Here is a 25,757-nt window from a genome sequence, read left to right as displayed (position 1 = left end):
AAGGTGACGAACGTGGAGAACGCCGGCCGGGGACGGGTGGCCGCCGCCGCGCGCCTGGTGGTCAAGATCGGCTCGTCGTCGCTGACCACGCCGAGCGGCACCATCGACAGCGACCGGGTGGACGCACTGGTGGACGTGCTCGCGGCCCGTGCGGGCACCGGCACGCAGCTGGTGCTCGTCTCCTCCGGTGCCATCGCGGCCGGCCTCGGCCCGCTCGGCCTGAGCGCCCGCCCGCGCGACCTCGCCACCCAGCAGGCCGCGGCCTCGGTGGGGCAGGGCGTGCTGGTGGCCCGTTACACCTCGTCCTTCGCCCGGTTCGGCCTGCGGGTGGGCCAGGTGCTGCTCACCGCGGACGACATGATGCGCCGCTCGCACCACCGCAACGCCCAGCGCACCCTGATCCGGCTGCTGGAGCTCGGCATCATGCCGGTGGTCAACGAGAACGACACGGTGGCCACCGACGAGATCCGTTTCGGCGACAACGACCGCCTGGCCGCGCTGGTGGCCCACCTGATCCACGCCGACGCGCTGGTGCTGCTGTCGGACGTGGACGCCCTGTACGACGGCGACCCGCGCCGTCCCGGCGGGGCCCGGCGCATCGAGCGGGTGCACGGCCCGGCGGACCTCGCGGGCGTCGAGCTCGGCCGTTCGGGCCGGGTCGGCACCGGCGGCATGATCACCAAGGTGGAGGCCGCCCGGATCGCCACCGGCGCGGGGGTGCCCGTGGTGCTCACCGCGGCGGCCCACGCCGCCCAGGCGCTCGCCGGGCAGGACGTCGGCACCTACTTCCACGCGGACGCCCGCCACCCCGGCACGCGCCTGCTGTGGCTGGCGCACGCCACCACGGGGCGGGGCCGCCTGCACCTGGACGAGGGCGCGGTGGAGGCCGTCGTGGGGCGCCGCATGTCGCTGCTGCCCGCCGGGGTCACCCTGGTCGAGGGCGACTTCACCGCCGGCGACCCCGTGGACCTCTACAGCCCGCTCGGCACGCCGGTGGCCAGGGGGCTGGTGAACTTCGACGCCGCCGAGATCCCCGAGCTGCTCGGCCGCTCCACCCGGGAGCTGGCCGCCGCGCTCGGCCCCGAGTACGAACGCGAACTGATCCACCGCGACGACATGGTCATACTGGAGCCCACCACCGAGAGCAGGAGCATGCGGCATGTCTGACTCCGAGGACTTTCTGAAGATCGCCAACGCCGGGCGGTCCGCCGCGGCGGGGCTGGCACCGCTGCCGCGCGCCGCCAAGGACACCGCGCTGTACGCCGTCGCCGACGCCCTGGTGGAGCGCGCCGCCGAGATCGTCGAGGCCAACGCCAGGGACGTCGAGGCGGCCCGGCAGGGCGGCACCCCCGAGACCATGATCGACCGCCTGCGCCTGGACGTCCCCCGGATCGAGTCGATCGCCCGCGCGGTCCGCGAGGTCGCCGAGCTGCCCGACCCGGTGGGCGAGGTGGTGCGGGGCAGCACGCTGCCGAACGGCCTGGAGCTGCGGCAGCTGCGCGTCCCGCTCGGTGTGGTCGGCATCATCTACGAGGGGCGGCCCAACGTCACGGTGGACGCCGCGGCGCTGTGCCTGAAGAGCGGGAACGCCGTGCTGCTGCGCGGCTCGTCCTCGGCGTACGAGTCCAACACGGTGCTGGTGCGGGTGATGCAGGAGGCGCTGGCGGGCACCGAGGTGCCGGCGGAGGCCGTGCAGCTGGTGCCGGGCACCACGCGCGACTCGGTCAAGCACCTGATGCGGGCCCGGGGCCTGGTCGACGTGCTGATCCCGCGCGGCGGCGCCTCCCTGATCAACTCGGTGGTCGAGGAGTCGACGGTGCCGGTGATCGAGACCGGCGTCGGCAACTGCCACGTCTACGTCGACGCGCACGCCGACCTGGAGCTGGCCCTGGAGATCCTGGTGAACGCCAAGGTCCAGCGCCCCTCGGTGTGCAACTCCGCCGAGACGTTCCTGGTGCACGCGGCGGTGGCCGACGAGTTCGTCCCGATGGCGCTGGCCCGGCTCGCCCGCGAGGGCGTCACGGTGCACGGCGACGAGCGGGTCGCGGCGTACAGCGGGGAGGGCTCTGGCGGCGCGCCCGGCGCGGGCGTCTCGGTGGTGGCCGCCACCAAGGAGGACTTCCGCCAGGAATACCTCTCGCTGGACATCGCCGCGGCCGTGGTCGGCTCGCTGGAGGAGGCGGTGGAGCACATCCGCCGCTACGGCTCGGGGCACACCGACGCCATCGTCACCCGCTCGCAGAAGGCGGCCCGGCGGTTCGTGTCGCTGGTCGACTCGGCGGCGGTCGCGGTGAACGCCTCCACGCGCTTCACCGACGGCGGGGAGTTCGGCTTCGGCGCCGAGATCGGCATCTCCACCCAGAAGCTGCACGCCCGGGGGCCGATGGGCCTGCCCGAGCTGACCTCCACCAAGTGGGTCTACACCGGGGAGGGCCACATGCGCACCTCCACCGGCACGGTGATCGCCACCGGTTCGGGCGACATGGGCTGACCGGTCCCGCCGCCCGGCGCCGCGCTCAGGCGGCACCGGGCGAAATGGGCGGCGATCCGACGTGCGGGGACAAGCCGTGCGAAACCCTACGGCGCGTCGCCGAGGTTCCCGGACCGATCGGCGCTATGGTGGCGACTTCTATGGGTGGACGGCGAGTGGGCGGGCTCGGGAAGGCCGGCCCGTACACCATGGTGGAGCGCCTCGGCCGCGGTGGCATGGGCGAGGTGTACCTCGCCGTCAGCCGGCGCGGGGTGAAGGTCGCCGTCAAGCTGCTGCGCGAGGCGATCGGGGACGACCCCGAGGCGCGATTACGGCTGGAGCGCGAGGTGAAGGCGCTGCGGCGGGTCGAGAGCCCGTACGTCGCCCGGGTGCTGGACGCCGAGCTGTCCGGAGACCGCCCTTATCTCGTGATGGAGTACGTCGAGGGCGAGACGTTGCTGGACGCCGTCCGGCGCGGCGGGCCGCTGGCCAGCGGCGTGCTGATCGAGCTGGCCCAGGGGCTGGCCACCGCGATCGCGATCATCCACGCGGCCGGGGTGGTGCACCGGGACGTGAAGCCGGCCAACGTCGTGCTCGGCCCGGACGGCCCCGTGCTGATCGACTTCGGCATCGCCCAGGTCGCCGACGCCACCCGGCTCACCATGACCGGCACGTTCCTCGGCACGCCCGGCTACTCGGCGCCCGAGGTGTTCGCCGAGGAGGAGGTCGCCGAGCCGTCCGACGTGCATTCCTGGGCGGCCACGGTGGCGTTCGCGGCCACCGGGCGGCCCACGTTCGGCCGGGGCACCGTCGAGGCGCAGATGTACGCCGTGCTGAACGGCCGCGCGGACCTCGCCGGGGTGCCGGGGGCGCTGCTGCCGCTGGTGCGCGCGGCGCTGCACCGCGAGCCGGACAAGCGCCCCACCGCCGCCCTGCTGTCCGACCGCCTGTCCCGCCTGGCCCGCGCCACCGCGAACCCCCTGTCGGCCCCGGTGGCCCCGCGCCGCCGGATGCGTGCCGACTCCGCCGACACCCCGGCCAAGCCGGAGACACCGGCCCGCCGGTCCTCCCGCGCCGAGGACGCCCAGGCCAAGGCGGAGCCCTCCGCACGCCGGGGACGCGCCGAGGAGGCCAGGGCCGAGCCCGCCGCGCGCCGCGGCCGCGCGGACGACGCCCAGGTCAAGGCGGAGCCCGCCTCCCGCCGGGGGCGCGGTGACGACACCCAGGCCCGCGACGAGGCCCCGGCGGCGCAGGGGCGGGCCGCGGCGCGGGACGTACGGCCGCGGCGGGCAAGGGAAGGGACGGCGGAGAAGAAGTCCGTCCTCGCCGCCGAGGGGGCGCACGCCGGGATGGCGGCGCCGCCGGGGAGCGCGGTGCTGATCGCGCTGGCCATGCTGGCGGTGCCGTGCGTCGTGGTGTCGGTCATCTGGCCGCCCGCGACGTTCGCGATCACCGCGGCGTTCTGCGTGCTGGCCCGCGCCTGGTGGAGCGGCCACTGGCTTGTACGAAAACGCAGGTCCGCACGGGTGCGCGGCACGCTGCGCCTGGTGTCGTTCCCGCTGGCGCTGACCGGGTCGGCGCTCAGCGCCGTGGTCTGGCCCGGCCTGCCCGCGGCCGCCATCGCCGCCTCGGCCTTCTGGGTGACGGCGGGCGGCCAGGTGGACGAGGGCTGGTGGGGGCAGGCCGGGCCGATGACCGTGGCGGGCGTCGTGTTCGGCGTCGTCTGCGGCGGCGTCGTCGGCCGGGAGGTGGAGCGGGTCGGCGGCCACGTGCCCGACCTGCGCCGCGAGGGCCTGCGGGCGCTGTCGGTGCTCGGCGGCTTCGTCGCCCTGTGCGCCGCCGCCGTACGGGTGCTGGCCTGGGTCATCCCGCACGCCCTGTGAGCCGGCGCAGGGGCGTCCCGCACGTGCGGTGAGCGGGGTGCCGCGAGGACGGCGACCGTCCCGCCGGAGCGGTCACGACGGGACGATGGGAGGCGGGGCCGTCAGCCGTCCCGGCGGGCGAAGCGGTTGAAGATCCGCTCTCCGGCGTTCACGGCGCCCTCGGCGACGTCGCGCAGCACACCGATGAAGGGGTCCTGCGACTGGGCCCACGACTCGCGGTACGAGCGGGCCGCGGCCTTGATCTCCTCGGACAGCTTGGCGTCGCCGTCGTCCTCGCGGCGGGGGTAGTTCCCGGCCAGGATCCCCTCGTACTCGCCGGTCCGGCGCCAGCGGTCGAGCTCGGCGACCCTGATCACCGCGAACGGGTGGGTGCTGCCCAGCAGGTTGAGGACCTTCAGCAGGCCGTCGCGCACGTCGCCCGCCGTGTCGTACTCGCGGGCCTGGTCGAGGAACGCCTCGATGTTCATCTCGTGCAGCCGCGAGCCGCCGGCCAGCTTCATCAGGGCCCGCATGCCCGCGTCGGGGTCCTGCCCGCACAGCAGGCCGCCGCGGTCGGCCGACAGCTCGGCCTTGCGGTGCCACTCCTCCAGCGCGGTGACGATCACCCGCAGGCCGATGTACCCGAGCGGGATCCAGGCCACCCGGGTGGCGAGCCGGGTCAGGATGGCGAGCATCGTGCCGTACACGGCGTGCCCGGACAGGATGTGGGCCGTCTCGTGGCCGACGACGAAACGCAGCTCCTCGTCGTCCATGAGGTCGAGCAGGCCGGTGTTGATCACGATGAACGGGTCGTCGAACCCGACCGCCATGGCGTTCGGCTGGGGATCCTGCTGGACGTAGATCTCCGGGATGCGGTGGAGGTCGAGCAGGTAGGCGCTGTCGCGGCCCATGTCGTAGAGGGCGCGGAACTGGGTCTCGCTGGCCCGTACCGACGAGCCGAGGAACATCAGCCGCAGCCGCCGCTCGCTGAACAGGCCCGACATGCGCTTGAGCACCGAGTCGAAGCCCGAAAGGGAGCGCATCGCGACCAGGGCGGACCGGTCGGCAGGATGCTCGTACGCCCGGGAGCTGATGCCGGGTAGCTGGACACGGTTGCGGTCCGGGGTGGTGGTGGTCATGGTCGGCATGCTACGTCGGGGCCGATGCCCGCGCGCGGCGTTGTGCCCGACGCGCGCGCGGTCCGCCGCCGGGGGGCGGCCGTCCGCCGCCGGCGGCGCTCAGGCTAGGGTCCGTCGCATGAGGAATGGGGCCCGGACCAGGAAGCTCGGCGTGATGGGCGGGACCTTCGACCCGATCCACCACGGCCACCTGGTGGCGGCGAGCGAGGTGGCGCACCACTTCGGCCTCGACGAGGTGGTGTTCGTGCCGACCGGCCGGCCCTGGCAGAAGGCGGACAAGATCGTCTCGGCGGCGGAGGACCGCTACCTGATGACGGTGATCGCCACCGCGTCCAACCCGCGGTTCGCGGTGAGCCGCATCGACATCGACCGCCCCGGCCCCACGTTCACCATCGACACGCTGCGTGACATCGCCGCCATGTACGAGCCGGATCTGGAACTGTTCTTCATCACCGGAGCCGACGCGCTCGCGCAGATTTTGAGCTGGCGTGACGTGGACGAGCTTTTCACCATGGCGCATTTCGTAGGCTGTACCCGTCCGGGTCATGTCCTGCAGGATCCGGGCCTCCCGAAGGGGAAGGTCAGCCTTGTCGAGATTCCGGCGCTCGCGATCTCGTCGTCGGAGTGCCGTCAGCGGGTGGCCGCGGGGGAACCTATCTGGTATCTCGTTCCCGACGGGATCGTGCAGTACATCAACAAGCGAGGGCTTTACCGGGCATCCTGATAATGGGAAGTGCTGGACCTCGTATCCCTCACCGGAGGAACGACCCATATCTATGACAGCATCGGACAAATCCCTCCAGCTCGTGAGAGTCGCCGCCGAGGCCGCGGCCGACAAGCTGGCGGAGGACATCATCGCCTACGACGTCAGCGACCAGCTCGTCATCACCGACGCCTTCCTGCTCTGCTCGGCCTCCAACGACCGCCAGGTCCGTGCGATCGTGGACGAGATCGAGGAGCGCCTGCGCATCGAGGCGCACGCCAAGCCGGTGCGCCGCGAGGGCGAGCGCGAGGGGCGCTGGGTGCTCCTCGACTACCTGGACATCGTGGTGCACGTGCAGCACGAGGAGGACCGCACCTTCTACGCCCTGGAGCGGCTGTGGAAGGACTGCCCGGCCATCTCGCTCCCGGACAGCGTCGCGCACGTCCAGGCGCAGCGGCGCCGCGGGGCCGCAAGTGAGTGACGCGCGGCGCGGCGAGCGCCGCATCGTCTTCTGGCGGCACGGGCAGACCCTGTGGAACGTCGAGCAGCGGTTCCAGGGGCACACCGACATCCCGCTGGACGAGACCGGCATCGCGCAGGCCACGCGGGCGGCGTCGCTCCTGGCGTCGCTGCGGCCCTCCATGATCGTGTCCTCCCACCTGCGGCGGGCCCACGGCACGGCGGGCAGGCTCGCCGCGCTCACCGGGCTCGAGGTCCTGGTCGACAAGGACCTCCGCGAGCGCGGCGGCGGCGAGTGGGAGGGCCTGACCCGGGCCGAGATCCGCGCGGGCTGGCCCAAGGAGTTCGCCGAGTGGGAGGCACCCGGCGGCGAGGCCGTCACCGGCGTCGCCGACCGGGTGGCGGCGGCGGCGCTGCGCTGGGCCGACCGCCTCACCGGCGACGGCCCCATGGTGATCGCATCGCACGGCGCCGCCATCCGTCTCGGCGTGGCCCGCCTGCTCGGCCTCCCCGAGGAGCTGTGGCCGGCCCTCGGCGGCCTCGGCAACTGCTCGTGGTCGGTCCTCGCCGAGGGCCGCAAGGGCTGGCGCCTGGTGGAGCACAACGCCGGCACCCTTCCCGAGCCCGTGAACAGCGACGACCGCCCGGACGCGGCCCCGGCGGCCACCTGACCCATCTGATCGCGGTCCACCGCCGTTCATCGATTAGGTGAACGGCGGTTGATGGCTATATGCTCTGCGAGCGCCGCGCGGGGCACACTCCGAGCGGTGACAGGTGACTAGGGGCTATAGCGCAGTTGGTAGCGCGCCTCCATGGCATGGAGGAGGTCTGGGGTTCGAATCCCCATAGCTCCACGCGATACGCATGGCTCGTGGTCGTCGTCCCTCCGGGGCCGACTGTCACGGGCCATTTCGCGTTCGCGGACCTGCCGAAGGGCTATGCCGTTTCCGCGCCGACGGTCGCGCGGGTGAACCTAGCGGCCAGCGTGCGCAGGTGCTCGATCAGTTCCGGGGGTCCGGACACGTCGAAGTCGAGGTCGAGCAGGCCGAGGTGAACCGCCAGTGTGTGCACGGTGTCCGCGCCCGTGTCCAGCACGCACGTGTTGTCGTCGACCGCCTCGACGACCCCGACGGCCGGGTTGATCCGTTCGGTCACGAGGTCCGCAGGTGCGTGCACGATGATCCGGGCGCGGTGGCGCCAGACGGCGGAGGAGACGCCCCGCGCCACGTATGCGGCCGCGCCGCCCTCGGGCGGGTCGCGGGGCGGGAAACGTGGGCCGGTCGGGGTGCGCGGGGTGATGCGGTCGATCCGGAAGGTGCGCCAGTCGTGGCGGTGGACGTCCCAGGCGACGAGATACCAGCGGCGGCCCCACGACACGATCCGATACGGCTCTACGGCGCGTGACGTGCTCGACCCGTCGTGGGCGCGGTAGTCGAACCTCAGCCGCTCCCGGTTCCGGCAGGCGGTCGCGAGGGTGGACAGTACGGTGGCGTCGACGGTCGGGGCGGGATGGTCGGCGGGTACCGGTTCGGTGGAGGCTCGCAGCGCGTCGACGCGATGTCGCAGGCGGGAGGGGAGCACCTGTTCCAGTTTGGTGAGCGCGCGTGCGGAGGTCTCCCCGATGCCGGCGATCGAGTCGCCGACGGCGGTGCGCAGCCCGATCGCGACGGCGACGGCCTCCTCGTCGTCGAGGAGCAGGGGAGGCATGGCCGTGCCCGCGCCGAGGCGGTAACCGCCGTCTGTTCCTCGGCTCGCGTGTACGGGATAGCCCAGGTCACGTAGGCGTTCGACGTCGCGGCGCACGGTGCGGTCGCTGACGCCCAGGCGGTCGGCGAGGTCGCGGCCCGGCCAATCGCGCCGGGCTTGCAGGAGCGACAGCAGGCGCAGCAGCCGCGCCGAGGTTTCCAGCATGTACGCCACATTGCCAGCACTTCCGGACAGAGGTTGACCGGAAGTCCCCGTAGCGTTGCGGTCATGAGCGAAGAGATCACCTCCTTCCGGATCGACATCCCTCAGGCCGACCTCGACGATCTCCGCGAGCGGCTGGACAACACCCGGTGGCCGGACCAGATCCCGGACACGGGCTGGGACTATGGGGTGCCGGTGGCGTACGTGAAGCAGCTGGCCGAGCACTGGCGGCACGCGTACGACTGGCGCGAATGGGAGGCGAGGCTGAACGCCCATCCGCAGTTCACGACCGAGATCGACGGGCAGAACATCCACTTCCTGCACGTCCGCTCGCCGCGTGAGGACGCGCTGCCGCTGCTGCTCACCCACGGCTGGCCGGGTTCCGTCGTGGAGTTCCTGAACGTGATCGGGCCGCTCACCGACCCGCCGTCCGGCCAGCAGGCCTTTCACCTGGTGATCCCGTCACTGCCGGGGTTCGGGTTCTCCGGTCCGACCGGGGAGCGGGGCTGGAACCGGTTCCGTACGGCGAAGGCCTGGGCCGAGCTGATGCGGCGGCTGGGCTACGACCGCTATGGCACCGGCGGCAACGACGCCGGGTCGCTCGTCGCGCCGGAGCAGGGCCGGATCGACCCCGAGCACGTGGTCGGCGTGCACGTCACGCAGATCTACTCGTTCCCGTCTGGCGATCCCGCGGAGTTCGAGAGGATCACCCCGGAGGACCAGGAGGCGCTCAAGGTTCTCACGTGGTTCCACGAGAACAAGATGTCGTTCAACATCCTGCACTCGCAGCAGCCGCAGACCCTCGCGTACGCCATCACCGACTCGCCCGTCGGTCTGCTCGGCTGGCACGCCCAGCTCATGGGGGAGGATCTCGACCCGGACTTCGTCCTCACCAACGTCATGCTCTACTGGCTGACCGGCACCGCCACGTCGGCCACCCGCTTCTACTACGAGGACGCCAAGGCCGAAGCGCCGGCCGGGCCGAGCACGGCGCCGATCGGGCTGGCGATGTTCAAGGGCGACTTCGTGTCGATGCGCACCTTCGCCGAGCGCGACCACAAGGACATCCGGTCGTGGCACTCCTACGAGAAGCCCGCCGGCCATTACGCGGCACACCTGGCGCCGGAACTGCTCGTAGAGGATCTCCGCGACTTCTTCCGGGGGCTGTGAGCGGGCACGCGGAGGTTCGGACGCGTGGCCTCAGGGCCGTCCGGTAGGTCTGGTTGGCGCCCGTTTTCGCCATCGAAGTGACTCAATTCGAAATTCCGAAACACGGTCGTCACCTGGGGGGCGGCGGTGCCGGGCGGGGGCGGCCGCCGGAGGGGCCCGCATGGGTCCGGTGAGAGCGGGCAAGTCCTCGCGGTCCCTTCGACCAGAGCAAGCCAGGAGGCTTTACCGATGGCGACAAACCCTGAAGTAAACGGACAGGGTGGGCCGCACCGGCGTGTTCCACGCCCATTGATCTTCGCTAGCGCGACCGTGCTCTTAGTGACCGGAGGTGTGGGGGTGGCCTCGGCGTCGGCCTCTCCCGAGACTCCGACGCCCACGCCGACGATCAGTGAGACGCCGACCGAGACGCCCACCGAGACCCCGACGGATCTCCCCACCGAATCCCCCACCGCGACCCCCACCGACCTCCCGACGCCGGCCCCCACGGCGACGCCGCCGGCGGTGAAGGTGCCGCCCCCCGGCGCCTGGGCGTTCTCCGGCTCGCCGCACGGCGAGTTCGTGGTCGGCACCAAGGACCCCTGTGTCTTCGTGACCGTGCTCGGCCAGACCGGAGAGGCGACCGCCGTGGCCGAGGACTCGATCACCGTGCGGAGCCAGGACGGCTTCGAGAAGGTGTACGTCGTCGACGACACCACCCGCACGGTGGCGGGCAGCAGGGGCAACAGCGAGGTCAGGCAGGGCGACTGGGTGGCGGTGACCTCCGCCGCCGGGACCGAGCCCGCCACGGCCGCCTACGTCTACGACCTGTCGCGGCCCAGCAGGAACCTGTGGCGCGGCAAGGGCTGGTGGTACTCCCCGCAGTGGCAGTGGCGCTGGGGCAAGCCCGCCAAGTGGCGCACGCCCCCGGTGTGCCCCACCCCGCCGATCCCGACGCCCTCCGTGACGCCCACGGTGACCGTGTCGCCGGAGCCGACGCTTCCCACCGAGACGCCGACCGCCCCTCCCGAGCCGACGGCCACGATCACCGTGACCCCGGAACCCACGCCGACGCCGACCCCGACGCCGACCCCGTGACGGGCGGCTGAACCACGGCCGGCGGCGGCCGTGACGTGGGCCGCCCGCCGGCCGAGGTGTGCCGGGACATGAGAAACCCCGGCGACGCTGGGCGTCGCCGGGGTTTCCAGAGCGGTGGTGGCGGAAAAACGTACGGCGACGCGGTCCCCGCCCGAGGCGTCCCCTTCCCCGGGCGGTTCACGCGTCGCCACACGTCTTCTGGCCGAACTATCCGCCGTCGAGAGACACTCTGCCCCGGCTATGTTTCACGGGGGGGTTCGGCCGATGACATCTGTGTCAACTTTACCGGTTCCGTCACCGGGAGCCCGGCCGTACCGGCGCGCCGCCGGCGGCGCCGGACGGCGGGGGCCGCGGCCGTCTCCTCCTCGGCGAGCCTGCTCAGGTACAGGTCACGGGTGCGCTTGGTGTGCGCGCCCATGATCTGGGCCGCCAGCTCCGGCTTTCCGGCCTCGATCGCGTCGACCAGGGTGGCGTGCTCCATCCAGGAGCCGTGGCCCCGCTGCTGCGCCACGGGCGCGTAGTACCAGCGGACCCGGCGGCCGATCTGCACGCACAGCTCGCACAGCACGGCGTTGCCCGACTGGATGGTCACGGCGTGGTGGAACTGGCCGTTGAGCTTGACCGTGGCGGGCACGTCCCCGGCGTCCGCGGCGGCGGTCCCGAGCGCGCACAGCGCCCGCAGCCCCGCCACGCCCTCGTCGGTGCGGTGGATGGCGGCCAGCCGCGCCGCCTCGGTCTCCAGCACCGAGCGCACCACCAGCAGCTGGTCGGCCTCGCACAGCGTGGGGACGTGCACGAACGCGCCGTGGCCCGGGTACAGGTCGACCCAGCCCTCGCCGCCGAGCAGCTGGAGGGCCTCGCGGATGGGCTGGCGGGAGACGCCGAGCAACTCGGCGAGTTCGCTTTCCGCCAGGTGACTGCCGGGGCTGAGCCGACGGTCGATGATGAGGTCGAGCAGCGCCTCGAAGACGCTCTCGCGCAGCGGGGCTGGACGGGCGATCTTCGGGATCGCGGGCCCGCCCCGTGGATCGGACCGTGGCATCTCGGCTCCGGGCGGGTACAGGGCCGCTGGTCGCGCGCCCTATCGCTGTTCTTCGTCCACTGCCTACAGCATACGACCGACCGGCCGGTCAGGGAATGCGGGGTCGTACATAGCTAGGTAAAAACTGATATTTCCGTAAAATGCGATAAAAGTGGATAAAATGCATCTGTGCAGGTGGTAGGACCCATGACGCCGCAGGGCCGTTCCCATCGTGCCTGTGGTGGCGAGCCGGGGGACGGCGTCCGCATTCGGTCACACTAATCACCAGGAAATACCTGTAATCAACCGCCAGCCGGGAAATCAGCGGCGATAGTCGGAGGAGTCCGGCTTCTCCGAGATCGAAAGGCTGCGATGAGACCCTTACGGCGCCCTCTCGCCCTGATCGCCATGACCCTGGCCATGGTCGTGTCCCTCCTGCCCGCCACCCCCGCCGCGGCGGATCCGCCGGAGGTGGCGATATCCGTCTCACCGTCGGTGGCGTACCCGGGCGACACGGTGACGGTCACGGTGACGGTGACCAACATCCACGGCTTCACCGTGCTCAACGCGCACGCGCGGCTCTTCGGCAGCGATCCCCGGATCCCCTCGTACACCACGCTCACCGGATGCTCGGGCGCGACCGGCCCGTGCGTCGTGATCTCCGACGGCCAGGGCCCCCTCGGCTACGCGGCGCCGGTCGGGGCGCTGTCCGGTTTCGCCTCGGCGACCGTCGTCTTCACCCTGGCGCTCGACGCGGACGCCCCGCCCGGCGAGCAGATCCTGCGCGGTGATCTGACCGGCTCCAACTACGGGTCCGAGATCGTCTCCGGACCGGCGCTGACCATCATCACCGAGGCGGACGCCGCCGTCGGGCTGACCGCCACGCCGAAACTCGGCCTGCTGGTCCCCAAGATCGAGTTCACCGTCCGGGTCACCGGCAACGGGCCGGGCACGGTGAACTCGGCCACCGTCACCACTGCGCTGCCCCCCGGTTTCGGCGCCACCTCCTCCGGCTGCTCCACCGGCCCGGGCACCGTCGCGTGCCCGTTCTCCGGGATCGCCCAGGGCGACTCGGCGACCAAGAAGTTCTCGGTGCCGGTGGGCCTGCTGAACATCGGCGTGCCGTACACCTTCACCGCCACCCGGACGGCCTCCAGCCCGAGCGATCCGGTGAGCGGCAACGACACCGCCGTCGTGCGGTGCACCGTGGTGTCGATCGTCCTGGTGAACTGCTCCTGACCTCGGCCCGCGCGGCCCCCGCCCGCGGGCGGGGCGCCGCGCGGACCGCCCACCGGACCGGTGGCGCGGGCCGATAACCTACGGCGGTGCTTCCGAAGTCCCGTCTCCCGCTCCGGCCCCCTGGGGGCCCGCGGTGATCGCCGCGCTGGCCGCCGTGCTCATCGGCGGATCGCTGCTGCTCGCCGCGCTGTGCGTGATCACGGCCGTGCGGAACCGGCCGATGGGCATGGTGCTGCTGACCGGCCTCGGCCTCCTGGAGATCGCCCTGCTCGTCCAGGCCGCCGTCGGGATCGCCCGCGTGGTGGGCGGCGAAGGGCCGCCGGAGACGGCGACGTTCGTCGGCTACCTGGTGGCCATGATCGTCATCCCGCCGGCCGCCGTGTTCTGGGCCCTCGCCGAGCGCACCCGCTGGGGACCCGCGGTCGCGGCCGTGGCGTGCTTCGCCATCCCGGTGATGACCGGCAGGCTGCTGCAGATCTGGCAGGGCACGGCGTGACCGGCGCCCCGGTGAGCACCGGGCCCGGCCGCCTGCTGGTCGCCGTGTACGGCCTGTTCGCCCTGGCCGCGGGCGCCCGTGCCGCCGTGCAGCTGTCCACCCGGTTCGCCGAGGCGCCCCTCGCGTACGTCCTGTCCGCCGTGGCCGCCGCGGTGTACGTGGTGCTCACCGTGGCGCTGGCGCGCGGCGCCCGCCGTACCGCCCTCGCCGCGTGCGCGATCGAGCTGGCCGGTGTGCTGGTCGTCGGCACGCTGAGCGTGTTCGACCCCGCCGCGTTCCCGCACGCCACCGTCTGGTCCGGGTACGGCAGCGGCTACGGGTTCATTCCGCTGGTGCTTCCGCTGGTCGGCCTCTATTGGATTTTGCGCACCAGAGAACCCGAGTAGGGACGGGAATCCGGGGCAGCTGGTTTCCAACCGACAAACAGGGAGGAAGCCGATGGGTACCATCGAGCATTCGGTGGATGTGGCCGTCCCAGTGCGTACGGCGTACAACCAGTGGACGCAGTTCGAGAGTTTCCCCGAGTTCATGGAAGGCGTCGAGTCCATCAAGCAGCTGGACGACGCCCGCCTGGTCTGGAACGTCCAGGTCGCCGGCGTGCACCGTGAGTTCGAGGCCGAGATCACCGAGCAGCGGCCCGACGAGCGCGTCGCGTGGCGTTCGCTGGAGGAGCCGCGCCAGGCCGGTGTGGTCACCTTCCACCGCCTCGACGACGACTCGTGCCGGGTCATGCTCCAGATGGAGTTCGCCCCCGAGGGCATCGTCGAGACCGTGGGCGACAAGCTCCAGCTCGTCCGCATGCGTGTGCACGGCGACCTGGAGCGCTTCAAGGTCTTCATCGAGGCCCGCGGCCACGAGACCGGCGGCTGGCGCGGCGAGGTCCCCGCTCCGGAGAGCGGCGGAGGCTGGACCGACAGCGAGGGCGCGGCCCGCACCGCCCCGGACGCCGACGTGATGCCGGGCACCGGCACCACCGGCTCGGGCATCCCGACCAGCGTGGGCACCACCGGCACCGGCGTGCCGGTCCGGACGGACGCCCCGGGCGTCGGGGTCACCAGCGTGATCCCGGTGCCGGACGAGCCCGGCCCCGTGCCGCGGCCGCAGACCGGCGAGCCCGTGCCGCACCGGCAGGTGGGCAACGACTACCCGCCGGACACCCCGCTCCCGGCCCCGGGCACCGGCCCGGTGTCGCCGCTCGGCGCCCCGCGCTGGGAAGACGAGCCCCCGCTGACACCGGAGCGCCGCGCCTGACCCCTCACGCGGACCCGGTCGGCGGGAAGGCGAGGGGCAGGCCCGACCTGTCCCTCGCCGCCCGCTCCGGCGGCCCGGCCTCCGCGCGGTTTCCCGGTGGCGGCCGACTTCCGATAGACTGTCCGCGCGTCGCGAGGGGCTATAGCGCAGTTGGTAGCGCGCCTCCATGGCATGGAGGAGGTCTGGGGTTCGAATCCCCATAGCTCCACACACCCTTTCCCGCCCGCTCCCGGTGGAGGCCGTTACCCGTGGAGCCCGCCATCTCCCCTGACATCTCGCACGCCCCCGGCGCGTCCCCGATCCTGGTCCGCCGCGCCGTGCCCACGCCGCCCGCCGTACGGGCCTCCGCCTCGCTGTTCCTGGCCGAGGCCGGGCGGCAGGGGCTGAACGCCGGGCGCCGCATGCTGTACGTCGGCCCCGAGCCCGCGGGCGAGCGCGTCGCCGCGGCGCTGCGGGTCGAGCCCGGTACCGAGGTGCTGGCCCGCCGCAAGCTGCTGCTCGCCGGGGACGTGCCGGTGCGGGTGGCCACCAGCTTCCTCCGGCTCGATCTCTTCGGCGGCACGCCGCTGTGCGACCCCGGCTTCGTCCGTCCCAGCCTGCAGGCCGGCATCGAGGCCCTCGGCCACCGGTTCGGGCACGCGGAGGAGGAACTGCTGGCCCGCCCGCCGGTCCCCGCCGAGGCCGCCACGCTGGCGCTCGGGCCGGGGGAGTGGGTCGTCGAGATCCTGCGGACCGGCTTCGCGGCGGACGGCACGCCGATCCACACGCTGCACACCGTGTGCGCGGCCTCCCGGCACGTCTTCCAGGTCACCCAGCCATCCGGCGCCGACGAGTTCTGACCCGGTCCCGGCACGCGGAAATCGGTTCGCCCGGCCAGTGGATCGCTGGAACACTTCTGTCATGACCTGGACTTTCGCTACCGACGTCGATGATTTTCCCGTGCCGGCGGATGCCTGGCTGCGCCGCGATCCGGTGCGCAACACCGTGCCGCTGACCGTGCTCAGGCGGATCCGCCACGGCCTGTGGAACGACGACCTCCTGATCGGCTGGTACGTCGCCGGGGGTGAGGTCGCCGGGGTGGTGGTGCACACCCCGCCGTATCCGTTGCTGCTCGGTGACATCCCCTCGGCGGCGATCCCGGCGCTGGCCGAGGCGCTGCGGGACCGCGAGCTCGACGCGGTGAACGGGCCGAGGGAGCAGGCGGAGGCGTTCACGGCGGCGCGCGGCCGGGTGCCGGGCGAACGCGTCGAGCACCGCTTGTACCGCCTGGACACGTTGGGCGCCCCGGGGGCCGCCGGGGGCGCGCCGCGCGTGGCCGGGCCGGACGACGTCACCGCCGCGACCGCCTGGATGGAGGCGTTCCTCGCCGAGGCCGAGCCGAACACCCGGGCGGGCGACGTGCGCCCCCAGGTGGAGCAGCGGGTCGGGCAGGGCGAGTACGTGTTCTGGGAGGACGGGGGACGGGCGGTCGCCATGGCCGCCTTCTCCACGCCCGTCAGCGGCATGTCGAGGATCGGCCCGGTCTACACCCCGCCCGAGCTGCGTGGACGCGGCTACGGCCGTGCGGTGACCCACGCGGCGACCCGGGCCGCCGAGGACGCGGGCGCCGACCTGCTCCTGTTGTTCACCGATCTGGCCAACCCGACGTCCAACTCCATCTACCAGGCCCTCGGTTACCGGCCGATCGCCGACTACGCCGCCATCACCTTCACCGCCGCGGGCGCCCGCGTCTGAAGCTTCCGGCCCGCCCGAATCCCGCGACCAGCAGGTGAAATGTTCATCCGGCGGGCATAGTACCGTTCCATTCCATCGCTACACCCCCAGTCGTCAACTCACATCCTGACTGCCCTTGACTTAGCCTGTGATATGCCTCTATCTACTTAAGACACATGATGCTTTTCGGCGTTGGGTGGATGGAATGTCAGCGGAATGCTCGCGCCCGGGACACCGGGCCGCGCAGGCTGAGGCGTTCGACCGCATCGGTATGCGGTACGACGAGGCGTTTCCCTACAAAGGAGGGCAGATAGCGTCGGCGGAATGGGTGCTACGCCGGCTCCGGCCCGGTGCGCGGGTTCTGGACGTCGGCTGCGGCACCGGACTTCCCACCGCCAGGCAGCTCACGGACGCCGGGTGCGAAGTGATCGGCATCGACATATCCCCGGTGATGCTGGGCCTCGCGGCCAAGCACGTCCCCGAGGCCGACCTCAGGCTGCTCGACGTCACCGAGCTGGACGGCAGCATCGGCCGGTTCGACGCGGTCGTGGCCTTCTTCTCGCTGTCCATGCTGCCCCGCGACGAGATAATGCTCTCGCTGCTGCGCATCCACGAGCGGCTGGTGCCCGGCGGCTGGCTGGCCGTCGGCATGGTCGAGATGGACGTCGACGACGCCCCGATCCGCGTGCTCGGCACCCCCCTGCGGCTCACCGGGTACGCCAGGGCCGCGCTGCGGGCGGTGGTCGAGGAGGCGGGATTCAGCGTGCGCGAGCAGATGGACCTCGCGTACATCCCGGCCACCGACGAGGAGCCGCTGGAGATGCAGCTCTTCCTCAACTGCCGCAGGAACACCTTCTGATCCCTTCCGCCCGGAAGCGGTCACGGACAGAGAACGGTTGCCCCTCGCTTGGGTGACGGCCTCGTCCGGAAGCGGCGCGGGGGTCGTCGTACGGGGTGACCAAGGAGGCCCCCGTTGAAGAAACGTATCCTCGCCTGTGCCCTGGTGACCCTCCTCTTACTCGTCACGGCCTGTGGCGGCCCGATCCCCAACGACAGCAGCGGGAGCAGGGAGCCGTCCGGGGCGCCCGCCCGGCCCGCGCCCACGTCCACGTCCACCGCCCCGGCCGACGAGGAATCCCCGGCGGGGAACGTCTCCACGTTCGCCCTCGACGTCGACACCGCGTCCTACGGCTACGCCCGCGGCAAGCTCAGGCAGGGCCTGCGCCCCGACCCCGCCGACGTCCGCACCGAGGAGTTCGTCAACGCCTTCCGGCAGGGCTACGCCGAGCCGGAAGGCGACGGGTTCGCCGTGCACCTGGACGGGGCGCGCGGCGTCACCGAGGGGTCCGCGCTGCTGCGGGTCGGCCTGCAGACCAAGGCCACGGACGCGGCCGGGCGCAGGCCCGCCAACCTCACCTTCGTGGTGGACGTTTCCGGCTCCATGGGCGAGCCGGGACGGCTCGACCTGGTGCGCGACGCCCTGCACACCCTGGTCGACCAGCTCGGGCCGGGCGACCGGGTGTCGATCGTGTCCTTCAGCGACGAGGCGCGGCTGCGTCTGTCCATGACCCCCGCCGCGCGGCGCGACGAACTGCACGCCGCCATCGACCAGCTCCAGGTCGAGGGCTCGACCAACCTGGAGAAGGGGCTGGTCACCGCGTACCGGGAGGCCGACCGCGCGTTCCGGCCCGTGGCCACCAACCGGGTCGTGCTGCTGTCCGACGGCCTGGCCAACACCGGCGACACCAGCTGGACGGGCATCCTGAACCGGGTGCGCGACCACGCCGCCCGGCGGGTCACCCTGCTGTGCGTCGGCGTCGGGCAGGAGTACGGCGACGCCCTGATGGAACAGCTCGCCGACAAGGGCGACGGCGCGGCCATCTACGTCGCCACGCCCGAGGAGGCGCGGGAGGCGTTCACCCAGAGGCTTCCGGCCAACCTCGACCTGCGGGCCAGGGACGCCAAGGCGCAGGTCGCGTTCAACCCGGCGGTCGTCGCGTCCTACCGGCTGGTCGGGTACGAGAACCGGGCCCTCTCCACCGAGGACTTCCGCGACGACGCCAAGGACGGCGGCGAGGTCGGCCCCGGCCACGCGGTCACCGCCCTCTACGCGCTGACCCTGCGTCCCGGGGCGTCCGGCCAGCTCGCGATGGCCACCGTACGGTGGCTGGACCCCGACACCCGCGCGCCAGCCGAGGCGGCCCAGGCGATCGACCTCGCGGAGCTGTCCGGCGGGCTGTGGAGCGGCACTTCGCCGCGGTTCCAGGTCGACGTGGTGGCGGCGGCCTTCGCCCAGCGGCTCAGGGAGGCCGACGGAGCGATGTTCGGCGAGGAACTGGACGGCCTGGCCGGCCACGCGTCCCGTCTCGCCGCCGAGACCGAGGACCCGATGGTGGCGGAACTGGCGACGCTGATCAGGGCGGCCCGCTCCCTGGACTGACGGAAGACCCGTGGACCCGTGGAGCTGTGCGTGGCGGCCGTGGCGGGCCGCCGTGCCGGTCCCGTGCCCGCGGGTCAGCAGCGGCCGAGTATCGGGATGGCGGTCTTCTTCGGATCCGAGCTGAAGTAGAAGTCGTACATGGCCTGCGCGAACTCGTCCTTGCCGAGATGGCCGTCGCCGTCGGTGTCCAGCAGGATGAACGCCTCGCGGGCCTCGGAGGTCTCCACCTCGTACGCCGACCACAGGTGGAGGTACTCGGCCATGCTGAGCCGCTGGTCGCCGTCGGCGTCGAGCGCGTCCCACAGGGCCTCGGTGATGGGCCAGACGATGTGCACGATGAAGCCGGTGCGGTCCAGCCGGGGGGAGGCGGCGTACTCGACGTACCGCCGCCTGCTGACCCGGCCGGACGCGTCGGCGCCCACGGCCGTCACGACGTTCTCCCAGACCCGCATGTAGGCGTCGCGCAGGCGGCAACGCGCCGGCGCCTCGGCCGCCAGGCCCAGGCGGTCGGCCACGGTGAGGCCCGCGAGGTCCATGTCCTCCTTGTCGAGGAAGCCGTCCTGGCCGAAGTCGGTCACGTCGAACGCGGACCCGGCGTTGAGTTCCAGCGGGCTCGTCTGCATGTCCGCTCCCGGCCTTCCGAAGTCACTTTGCGCGATCATCTCCACCCCTGCGCGCGGCTTTCCCCTCCGAGTGGGACACGGGTCGCCCTCGGAACCGGACCTGGAACGCTCCCGTTGTCAGGCCCGCCATGCCGCCGCGACGGACCGGCGAGCGGCATCACCCCGATCGCCCCTCCAGAAACTAGCAAACCCCAACACGGTTTGTAGTCGGTTCGATCCCATCCGTGTCCGAGCCCAGGGTGTGGCGCTCGCCCCATCCTGGATCCTTTCCGCCCCACGCGCGGATTCGGCTCGGCCCGCGGACTCCGATACACTTGTGCCTCGCGTCGCCGTCCCGGACCGGGACACGGCGCCACCAGGGGCTATAGCGCAGTTGGTAGCGCGCCTCCATGGCATGGAGGAGGTCTGGGGTTCGAATCCCCATAGCTCCACAATCACCGCTCCGCCTACTCGCGGGGCGGAGCCTCTCACGGTCTCGCCTGGCCGGACGCCAGGTGGCGCAGCGTCTCCCGCACCCACGGGGGGCAGTTCGGGTGGGCCTCGGCCTCCGCGAGGGTCAGCCACACCAGCCCGGCCACCTCCTCCGACGCGGCGGCCGGTTCGGCCGCCGCGGGCAGCCGGCCGCGGAACACGACGTTGAGCACCGGGTCGCCGTCGTCGGTGACGAAATAGGAGCTTCGCGCGTACGTCAGGGCGGCTCCGGTCAGGTCCACCCCCGTCTCCTCCGCGACCTCCCGGCGCGCGGTCCGCTCGAAGACGTCCGCCCCGGCGTCACCGGCCTCGACCTTGCCGCCGACCCCGGCGAGCGTGCCGGGGGCGTGCGCCTCCCGCGCGCCGCGCCGGATGAGCAGCCAGCGGCCGTCCCGCTCCAGGAAGACCTCGATGTTCACGACGAACGCCGGACGGCCGGCTCGGGTGGTGCAGGCGATGGCAGGGGGCTGCGTGCTCGTCATGCCGCCGCACTCTACGCCCGCCGGAATGCCCTTCAGGCGAACTCGATGTGCGCGGTGGTTCTCGGGCACTGGTGTCGACGCCGCGATCAAATAGAGTTGCGGCGTGAGCGGAGATTTGGTCCCGCGCCCCCCGCAGACGCGGATGTCCGACGCCGACCGCGAGCAGGTCGCCCAGCGGCTGCGCGCGGCGCACGGCGAGGGACGCCTGACGCTGGAGGAGTTCGACGAGCGGCTCGGCGGCGTGTTCGCCTCCCGCACGTTCGGTGAGGCCGACCAGTACGTCGCCGACCTGCCCGGCAGCCCGATCTCGGCCGCCGCGCTCGAGCACGCCGAGCTGCGCACCACGGCGGCCACCCTCAAGCGCCGGGGCCGGTGGGTGGTGCCGCGGCACCTGGTGGTGACGGCCAAGGTGGGCACCGTGAAACTCGACTTCACCGAGGCCCACATCACCCACCCCGTCATCTACATCGACCTTGACGTGTACGCGGGCTCCACCATCCTGGTGCTGCCGCCGGGCTCGTCCGCGGACCTCGACAACGTCGAGTTCGTCGCGGGCCAGTCCCGGATGCGGGACGTCACCGCCACCGCGTTCGCGGGCGAGGGCCTGCACGTCGTGGTGCGCGGCAAGCAGCGGGCCGGCACCCTGGTCGTCCGCACCCGGCGCCGGTTCCTGCGCTGGCGGTGGTGAGGGCCTAGTTCGCCGCGGCGAGCGGAGCCGCGCGGAACGTGGTGCGGTAGGTCTGGGGGGAGACGCCGACCGTGGCGTGCAGGTGCTGGCGCAGGGAGACCGCCGTGCCGAACCCCGCGCGGCCGGCGATCTGGTCGACCGGCAGGTCCGTCGTCTCCAGCAGGCGGCGGGCGTACTCGACACGGCGGCGGATCAGCCACTGCGCGGGGCTGAGACCGGTCTCCTCGCGGAAGCGGCGGGTGAACGTGCGCACGCTCATCCCGGCGTGCCTGGCCTGTGTGCTCAGGTCGTGGCGGTCCCCGAGCCTGCCGAGCATCCAGTCGCGGGTGGGCGCGGTGGTCGTGCCGCCGGGCTCCGGCAGCGGCCGTTCGATGAACTGCGCCTGACCGCCCTCCCGCCACGGCGGGGTGACGCAGCGCCTGGCGGCGTGGTTGGCGATCTCGCTGCCGTGGTCGCGCCGCACGACGTGCAGGCAGAGGTCGATGCCCGAGGCGACCCCGGCCGAGGTGAGCAGGTCGCCGTCGTCGATGAACAACACGTCGGGGTCGAGCGGCACCTCGGGGAACAGCTCACGGAAGCGGTCCACGTGCCGCCAGTGCGTGGTGGCGGGACGGCCGTCCAGCAGGCCCGCCGCGGCGAGCACGAACGCGCCCGTGCAGATGGACATCACCCGGGCGTGCCGCGCCGCCCGGCGCAGCGCGTCGCGCAGGTCGTCGCCGATGACGCCGTCGAGGAGCGGCGGCCCGTCGGTGATGCCGGGGAGGACCACCGTGTCGGCGCTCTCCAGCACCGAGAGGTCGTGGTCGGGCAGCACGCGGTAGCCGTCGTTCCCCCGCACCGGCCGCCCGCCCGGGCTGCAGGTGACCACCTTGTACAGCGACCGGCCCTCGGCGGTCTCGGCGACGCGGAAGATCTGGCCCGGGATGCCGAGGTCCAGGCCGGCGAAGTGGTCGAGGACGACGACGGCGACACGATGAGGCATGGCCCGATTCTTTCACATATTGGCTTTCCGGCCACTCGTGTCCCTCGACCTGGGCCATCCATGATGGTCGGCATGACTACCGTGGAATCGCAGGGGAGGCGGCGGCTCCACCGGGCCTGGATCGTGGCCGGGGTCGCGTTCGTCGCCATCGTGGGGGCCGCCGGGTTCCGGGCCACCCCGGGGGTGCTGATCACCCCGCTGGAGGACGAGTTCGGCTGGAGCCGGGGGACCATCTCGCTCGCCGTCTCGGTGAACCTCGTGCTGTTCGGGGTGACCGCCCCGTTCGCCGCCGCGCTGATGGACCGCTTCGGCATGCGCCGCGTGGTGGCCTGCGCGCTGTTGCTGGTGGCCCTCGGCAGCGGCCTCACCGTCTTCATGACCGAGAGCTGGCAGCTGATCGCCTGCTGGGGCGTCCTGGTCGGCCTGGGCACCGGCTCCATGGCCCTGGTCTTCGTCGCCACCGTCACCGACCGCTGGTTCGTCCGCCACCGCGGCATCGTCACCGGCATCCTCACCGCCGGCGGCGCCGCCGGCCAGCTGGTCTTCCTCCCTCTCCTGGCCTGGATAGCGGAGGGCCCCGGCTGGCGCACCGCCGCCCTGCTGGTGGCCGCCGCCGCCCTGACCGTCGTCCCCCTGGTCCTGCTCCTCCTCCGCGACCGCCCCCAAGACATAGGCCTGACCCCCCTCGGCGCCCCTCCGCCCCTCCCCGCCGAGTCCCCGGCACCGGGTCCGGGCGGCACGGCCGCGGCGGGCGCCCGGTCCGGCGGTGCGGCCGTCCGGGCGCTGAGCGTGCTGCGGTCGGCGGCGCGCACGCGGCCGTTCTGGTACCTGGTGGGGGGCTTCGCCATCTGCGGGGCCAGCACCAACGGCCTGGTGGGCACCCACTTCATCCCCGCCGCCCACGACCACGGCATGCCCGAGACCACCGCCGCGGGCCTGCTCGCCCTGGTCGGCGTGTTCGACATCGTCGGCACGGTCCTGTCCGGCTGGCTCAGCGACCGCATCGACCCCCGCAAGCTGCTCGGCGCCTACTACGTCCTGCGCGGCCTGTCCCTGCTCGTCTTGCCCGCCCTGTTCGCCGCGACCACCGAGCCCAGCATGCTCGTCTTCATCATCTTCTACGGCCTCGACTGGGTGGCCACCGTCCCGCCCACCGTCGCCCTGTGCCGCACCATCTACGGCAAGGACGGCTCGGTCGTCTTCGGCTGGGTCTTCGCCTCCCACCAGATAGGCGCAGCCATAGCCGCCGTGGCCGCCGGCGTCACCCGCGACCACCTGGGCCACTACAACGTGGCCTGGTACACCGCCGGCATCCTCTGCGCCCTGGCCGCCCTCATGTCCCTCCGCATAACCACCCGCCCCGCCCCGCCGGCCTCCCACCCCAGCCCTCCCGTCCCCCAGCCCGCCGCCACTCCCTGACCCACACACCCGTTCCCCGCGAGGCCCGGCGGGACGTGGCCGCCGTCGGCCCGGGGGGACCTGGCATTCTTGGGGCATGAATCCGCACGATCAAAGGGTGCTGCCGCTCGTCGTCCGGATCGAGCGGGGGGCGCCGCCGTTGCGGACCGACGCGCTCGAGGCGGCGGCGTCGGCCGTGCTGACGCTGCTCGACGACGAACGGGCCACCGTGGGGGAGTGGGCCGAGGAGGTCCGGGCCTGGGAGACGGTCGGGATCCGGAAGGTGGTCCGGCGGGCCAGGGGCGCCGAGTGGCGCCGGGTGCTGGACCTGCCGGGGATCACGGTGGAACTGCGGTCGGCGGAGGTGCGCGTGCACCCGCCGGTGCCGCTGGACGCCTGGCCGAAGGAGCTGTCACGACTCCAGGTCTCGGGAACGGACCTGACCGACGGCGAGCACGACCCGGGCCCGCCCCCGGACGGCGCCGTGTTGTGGCTGAACCCCGCGATCGGCATGTCGGCGGGCAAGGCCATGGCCCAGGCCGGACACGCCGCCCAGCTCGCCTGGTGGGGCACCGACCCCGAGGCGCGTGCGGCGTGGCGGGACGACGGCCTCGCGACGGCCGTACGCACCGCCGACCCGCGCTGGTGGGCCTCCCTGGCGGACAGCGGCCTCCCGGTCGTGAGGGACGCGGGATTCACCGAGGTCGAGCCCGGATCGAGGACGGTCGTCGCCGACGCGCCATGGCTGCGCGCCGGCGGCAGCCGCCCCTCCGCCTGGGGCCCGCTGCGCAACCCGGCGAGCTGACTCTCCGGAGTGATTCCAGTGCCTCCCGCCGATGATGGAAACGAGAAAGCCGAGGTCAGCGGGGGTGTAAGGCTCGAAACCGAATGACACTCGTTTCCGAAGTGTGATCGGGAGGCATGCCACACGCCGGGGATATGCCGTACGCTCCCAACGTGTCAAATGGGGTGGGTGCGAACTACGGGACCAAAGCCGTCCCTACCTACGTAATGGCAGACGCGGAGACCGCGCCGCTGCCCAGGATCACGATCGAGGAGCCTCCGCCGGCACCGGCTCCGGAGGCGGAACGCAGCTGGAGCTTCCGGCCCTCCCGGCTGGGTGATCTGCCCATGCGCGTCATCTACCGCATCATGCTCGGCCTCGGCGCGGCCGTCGCCGTGACGGCCGCCGCGGTGATCTTCATGGTGACCCGCCCGGACGACCCGGCCCCCACCGCCTCCGCCCCCACCCAGCCCCCCGCCCCGGGCGCCGCGTTACCGGCCACTCCGATGCCCTCGGCCACCCAGGCCGCGTCCGGCTCGCCCGCCGCCTCGTCCTCCGCGCAGTCCTCGGCCGAGGCCCCCACGGACGTCTCGGCCGTCCCCGCGGCGTCCACGGTCCCGTCGTCATCACCCCTGGCGTCCTCGGCTCCGCCCTCCCCGGCACCGGCGGCCTCCGGCTCACCGGCCGCGGCCGGCGCGGCACCCACGTCCACACCGGGCGGTCTCAGCGGCCCGGCGGCGGCCACCGCGCAGACCTCGACGGCGGCGACCGCCCCGTCCGCCTCGCCCGTGGCGACCCCGGGACGGACCGCGCTGGAACTGGCCGAGGCCGACCCCCGGGTGCCCGCCATGCCGGGCAACCGCAAGCTCGCCAACTTCCCCGGCCGGGGCGGCGACACCAAGGGCCGGGTGACGGACAAGAGGTCCGGCATCACCTTCGCCCGGTTCGTCAAGGAGTGGAAGCTCACCGCGTCCTCGCCGTTCGCCACGCGCCGCACGCTCCCCGCCGTCAAGGGCGCCGGGCACCGCGGCGTGCTCGCCACCTGCCCGGTGCCGATCCTGGTGCAGAAGGACCTCAAGGACACCGCCTACCTGGCCGCGCGCTGGACGCTCAACCACCACCCGGCCGGTGCGAAGATCACCTGGCTGGCGTCCCAGCCGTTCAAGGCGGGCAAGCGCGACGGCTGGCTGCTCGGCTACCGGGTCACCTACCTGGTGGACGGCGACAAGCACCGGTCGACCGCCGCGGTGGCCCTGGTCGACGTCCCCAAGGACAAGCCCGCCCTGGTGTTCATCACCATCCCCGACGCCCAGAAGAAGCGGTTCGCCGACATCAACACCCTTGTCTCCAGCATCCGGCCGCTCTGATCGCGGGCGAGGCACGG

At 72.6% G+C, this 25,757-nt stretch carries 26 protein-coding genes and 3 tRNA genes; 23 read left to right on the top strand and 6 right to left on the bottom strand.

Annotated elements, in window-relative coordinates; all coding sequences use genetic code 11:
- The first annotated feature begins 12 nt into the window (after nt 1-12).
- The 3 genes from proB (at nt 13) to ACFP1K_RS02615 (ending at nt 4,353) form a co-directional block, all read left to right on the top strand.
- A complete protein-coding gene (gene proB, locus ACFP1K_RS02625) occupies nt 13-1,167 on the top strand; it encodes a glutamate 5-kinase (RefSeq protein WP_380746685.1) in 1,155 nt (384 codons plus the stop codon).
- Complete coding sequence (locus ACFP1K_RS02620; protein ID WP_380746683.1) at nt 1,160-2,491, top strand: glutamate-5-semialdehyde dehydrogenase; 1,332 nt, start codon at nt 1,160-1,162, stop codon at nt 2,489-2,491. Before proB ends, ACFP1K_RS02620 begins: the two co-directional genes overlap by 8 nt.
- A gap of 140 nt (nt 2,492-2,631) precedes the next feature.
- Nucleotides 2,632-4,353: a serine/threonine-protein kinase gene (locus ACFP1K_RS02615; RefSeq protein ID WP_380746681.1), complete on the top strand. Its 1,722-nt coding sequence runs from the start codon at nt 2,632-2,634 to the stop codon at nt 4,351-4,353.
- A 101-nt stretch (nt 4,354-4,454) separates the two neighbouring features.
- Here the strand turns inward: ACFP1K_RS02615 and ACFP1K_RS02610 are convergent, their stop codons facing one another.
- The gene (locus tag ACFP1K_RS02610) at nt 4,455-5,471 is read right to left on the bottom strand and encodes a M48 family metallopeptidase (protein ID WP_380746679.1); all 1,017 of its coding nucleotides are present in this window, start codon (nt 5,469-5,471) and stop codon (nt 4,455-4,457) included.
- Between the two features lie 118 nt (nt 5,472-5,589).
- On the opposite strand from ACFP1K_RS02610, the gene nadD reads away from it, so the two are divergent.
- The 4 genes from nadD (at nt 5,590) to ACFP1K_RS02590 (ending at nt 7,487) form a co-directional block, all read left to right on the top strand.
- Nucleotides 5,590-6,195, top strand: coding sequence for a nicotinate-nucleotide adenylyltransferase (gene nadD, locus ACFP1K_RS02605; RefSeq protein ID WP_380746677.1), 606 nt, complete (start codon nt 5,590-5,592; stop codon nt 6,193-6,195).
- Nucleotides 6,196-6,247: 52 nt separating this feature from the next.
- Nucleotides 6,248-6,655, top strand: a complete 408-nt coding sequence (rsfS, locus tag ACFP1K_RS02600; protein ID WP_380746675.1) for a ribosome silencing factor — start codon at nt 6,248-6,250, stop codon at nt 6,653-6,655.
- The gene (locus tag ACFP1K_RS02595; RefSeq protein WP_380746673.1) at nt 6,648-7,304 is read left to right on the top strand and encodes a histidine phosphatase family protein; all 657 of its coding nucleotides are present in this window, start codon (nt 6,648-6,650) and stop codon (nt 7,302-7,304) included. Before rsfS ends, ACFP1K_RS02595 begins: the two co-directional genes overlap by 8 nt.
- Nucleotides 7,305-7,414: 110 nt before the next feature.
- Nucleotides 7,415-7,487 (top strand) — tRNA-Ala (locus ACFP1K_RS02590).
- 82 nt (nt 7,488-7,569) lie between these two features.
- On the opposite strand, the gene ACFP1K_RS02585 is transcribed toward ACFP1K_RS02590, so the two are convergent.
- On the bottom strand, nt 7,570-8,544 hold the full coding sequence (locus ACFP1K_RS02585; RefSeq protein WP_380746671.1) for a helix-turn-helix transcriptional regulator: 975 nt from the start codon (nt 8,542-8,544) through the stop codon (nt 7,570-7,572).
- Between the two features lie 63 nt (nt 8,545-8,607).
- On the opposite strand from ACFP1K_RS02585, the gene ACFP1K_RS02580 reads away from it, so the two are divergent.
- On the top strand, nt 8,608-9,711 hold the full coding sequence (locus tag ACFP1K_RS02580) for an epoxide hydrolase family protein (RefSeq protein ID WP_380746669.1): 1,104 nt from the start codon (nt 8,608-8,610) through the stop codon (nt 9,709-9,711).
- Nucleotides 9,712-10,029: 318 nt separating this feature from the next.
- Complete coding sequence (locus tag ACFP1K_RS02575) at nt 10,030-10,785, top strand: hypothetical protein (protein ID WP_380746667.1); 756 nt, start codon at nt 10,030-10,032, stop codon at nt 10,783-10,785.
- Nucleotides 10,786-11,023: 238 nt separating this feature from the next.
- On the opposite strand, the gene ACFP1K_RS02570 is transcribed toward ACFP1K_RS02575, so the two are convergent.
- Complete coding sequence (locus ACFP1K_RS02570) at nt 11,024-11,827, bottom strand: GntR family transcriptional regulator (RefSeq protein WP_380746665.1); 804 nt, start codon at nt 11,825-11,827, stop codon at nt 11,024-11,026.
- A gap of 351 nt (nt 11,828-12,178) precedes the next feature.
- Here ACFP1K_RS02570 and ACFP1K_RS02565 point away from each other — a divergent pair, with 351 nt between their 5' ends.
- From ACFP1K_RS02565 to ACFP1K_RS02525, 9 genes are all read left to right on the top strand, one after another.
- Nucleotides 12,179-13,045, top strand: a complete 867-nt coding sequence (locus ACFP1K_RS02565) for a hypothetical protein (protein ID WP_380746663.1) — start codon at nt 12,179-12,181, stop codon at nt 13,043-13,045.
- Nucleotides 13,046-13,178: 133 nt separating this feature from the next.
- The gene (locus ACFP1K_RS02560) at nt 13,179-13,541 is read left to right on the top strand and encodes a hypothetical protein (RefSeq protein ID WP_380746661.1); all 363 of its coding nucleotides are present in this window, start codon (nt 13,179-13,181) and stop codon (nt 13,539-13,541) included.
- Nucleotides 13,538-13,927, top strand: coding sequence for a hypothetical protein (locus ACFP1K_RS02555; RefSeq protein WP_380746659.1), 390 nt, complete (start codon nt 13,538-13,540; stop codon nt 13,925-13,927). Before ACFP1K_RS02560 ends, ACFP1K_RS02555 begins: the two co-directional genes overlap by 4 nt.
- A 52-nt stretch (nt 13,928-13,979) precedes the next feature.
- Complete coding sequence (locus ACFP1K_RS02550) at nt 13,980-14,792, top strand: SRPBCC family protein (RefSeq protein WP_380746657.1); 813 nt, start codon at nt 13,980-13,982, stop codon at nt 14,790-14,792.
- A gap of 135 nt (nt 14,793-14,927) precedes the next feature.
- Nucleotides 14,928-15,000: transfer RNA gene (locus tag ACFP1K_RS02545), tRNA-Ala, on the top strand.
- Nucleotides 15,001-15,040: 40 nt separating this feature from the next.
- A complete protein-coding gene (locus ACFP1K_RS02540; RefSeq protein ID WP_380746655.1) occupies nt 15,041-15,631 on the top strand; it encodes a GntR family transcriptional regulator in 591 nt (196 codons plus the stop codon).
- Nucleotides 15,632-15,692: 61 nt separating this feature from the next.
- Complete coding sequence (locus ACFP1K_RS02535) at nt 15,693-16,526, top strand: GNAT family N-acetyltransferase (RefSeq protein WP_380746653.1); 834 nt, start codon at nt 15,693-15,695, stop codon at nt 16,524-16,526.
- A gap of 184 nt (nt 16,527-16,710) precedes the next feature.
- Complete coding sequence (locus tag ACFP1K_RS02530; RefSeq protein WP_380746651.1) at nt 16,711-17,364, top strand: class I SAM-dependent methyltransferase; 654 nt, start codon at nt 16,711-16,713, stop codon at nt 17,362-17,364.
- 114 nt (nt 17,365-17,478) lie between these two features.
- Nucleotides 17,479-18,945: a vWA domain-containing protein gene (locus tag ACFP1K_RS02525; RefSeq protein WP_380746649.1), complete on the top strand. Its 1,467-nt coding sequence runs from the start codon at nt 17,479-17,481 to the stop codon at nt 18,943-18,945.
- A gap of 74 nt (nt 18,946-19,019) precedes the next feature.
- On the opposite strand, the gene ACFP1K_RS02520 is transcribed toward ACFP1K_RS02525, so the two are convergent.
- Nucleotides 19,020-19,568: an EF-hand domain-containing protein gene (locus ACFP1K_RS02520; RefSeq protein WP_380746647.1), complete on the bottom strand. Its 549-nt coding sequence runs from the start codon at nt 19,566-19,568 to the stop codon at nt 19,020-19,022.
- A 358-nt stretch (nt 19,569-19,926) separates the two neighbouring features.
- On the opposite strand from ACFP1K_RS02520, the gene ACFP1K_RS02515 reads away from it, so the two are divergent.
- A tRNA-Ala gene (locus tag ACFP1K_RS02515) sits at nt 19,927-19,999 on the top strand.
- Between the two features lie 36 nt (nt 20,000-20,035).
- On the opposite strand, the gene ACFP1K_RS02510 is transcribed toward ACFP1K_RS02515, so the two are convergent.
- Nucleotides 20,036-20,521 carry an NUDIX hydrolase gene (locus tag ACFP1K_RS02510; protein WP_380746645.1) on the bottom strand — a complete coding sequence of 162 codons (486 nt, stop codon included), beginning with the start codon at nt 20,519-20,521 and terminating at the stop codon, nt 20,036-20,038.
- A gap of 103 nt (nt 20,522-20,624) precedes the next feature.
- Between ACFP1K_RS02510 and ACFP1K_RS02505 the strand changes: the two genes are divergently transcribed.
- A complete protein-coding gene (locus ACFP1K_RS02505) occupies nt 20,625-21,209 on the top strand; it encodes a DUF1707 SHOCT-like domain-containing protein (RefSeq protein WP_380746643.1) in 585 nt (194 codons plus the stop codon).
- Nucleotides 21,210-21,213: 4 nt separating this feature from the next.
- Here ACFP1K_RS02505 and ACFP1K_RS02500 read toward each other — a convergent pair whose 3' ends face one another.
- A complete protein-coding gene (locus ACFP1K_RS02500) occupies nt 21,214-22,191 on the bottom strand; it encodes a GlxA family transcriptional regulator (protein ID WP_380746641.1) in 978 nt (325 codons plus the stop codon).
- A gap of 63 nt (nt 22,192-22,254) precedes the next feature.
- On the opposite strand from ACFP1K_RS02500, the gene ACFP1K_RS02495 reads away from it, so the two are divergent.
- The 3 genes from ACFP1K_RS02495 (at nt 22,255) to ACFP1K_RS02485 (ending at nt 25,740) form a co-directional block, all read left to right on the top strand.
- A complete protein-coding gene (locus ACFP1K_RS02495; RefSeq protein WP_380746734.1) occupies nt 22,255-23,610 on the top strand; it encodes an MFS transporter in 1,356 nt (451 codons plus the stop codon).
- A 76-nt stretch (nt 23,611-23,686) separates the two neighbouring features.
- A complete protein-coding gene (locus ACFP1K_RS02490) occupies nt 23,687-24,394 on the top strand; it encodes a peptidyl-tRNA hydrolase (protein WP_380746639.1) in 708 nt (235 codons plus the stop codon).
- Nucleotides 24,395-24,600: 206 nt separating this feature from the next.
- A complete protein-coding gene (locus ACFP1K_RS02485) occupies nt 24,601-25,740 on the top strand; it encodes a hypothetical protein (protein ID WP_380746637.1) in 1,140 nt (379 codons plus the stop codon).
- Nucleotides 25,741-25,757: the final 17 nt, after the last annotated feature.

It is taken from the genome of Sphaerisporangium aureirubrum (genome assembly GCF_042658925.1).
GTDB classification, from domain to species: domain Bacteria; phylum Actinomycetota; class Actinomycetes; order Streptosporangiales; family Streptosporangiaceae; genus Sphaerisporangium; species Sphaerisporangium aureirubrum.
Note: the sequence above shows the minus strand (reverse complement) of the source record. Positions and strands in the feature narration are given on the sequence as shown.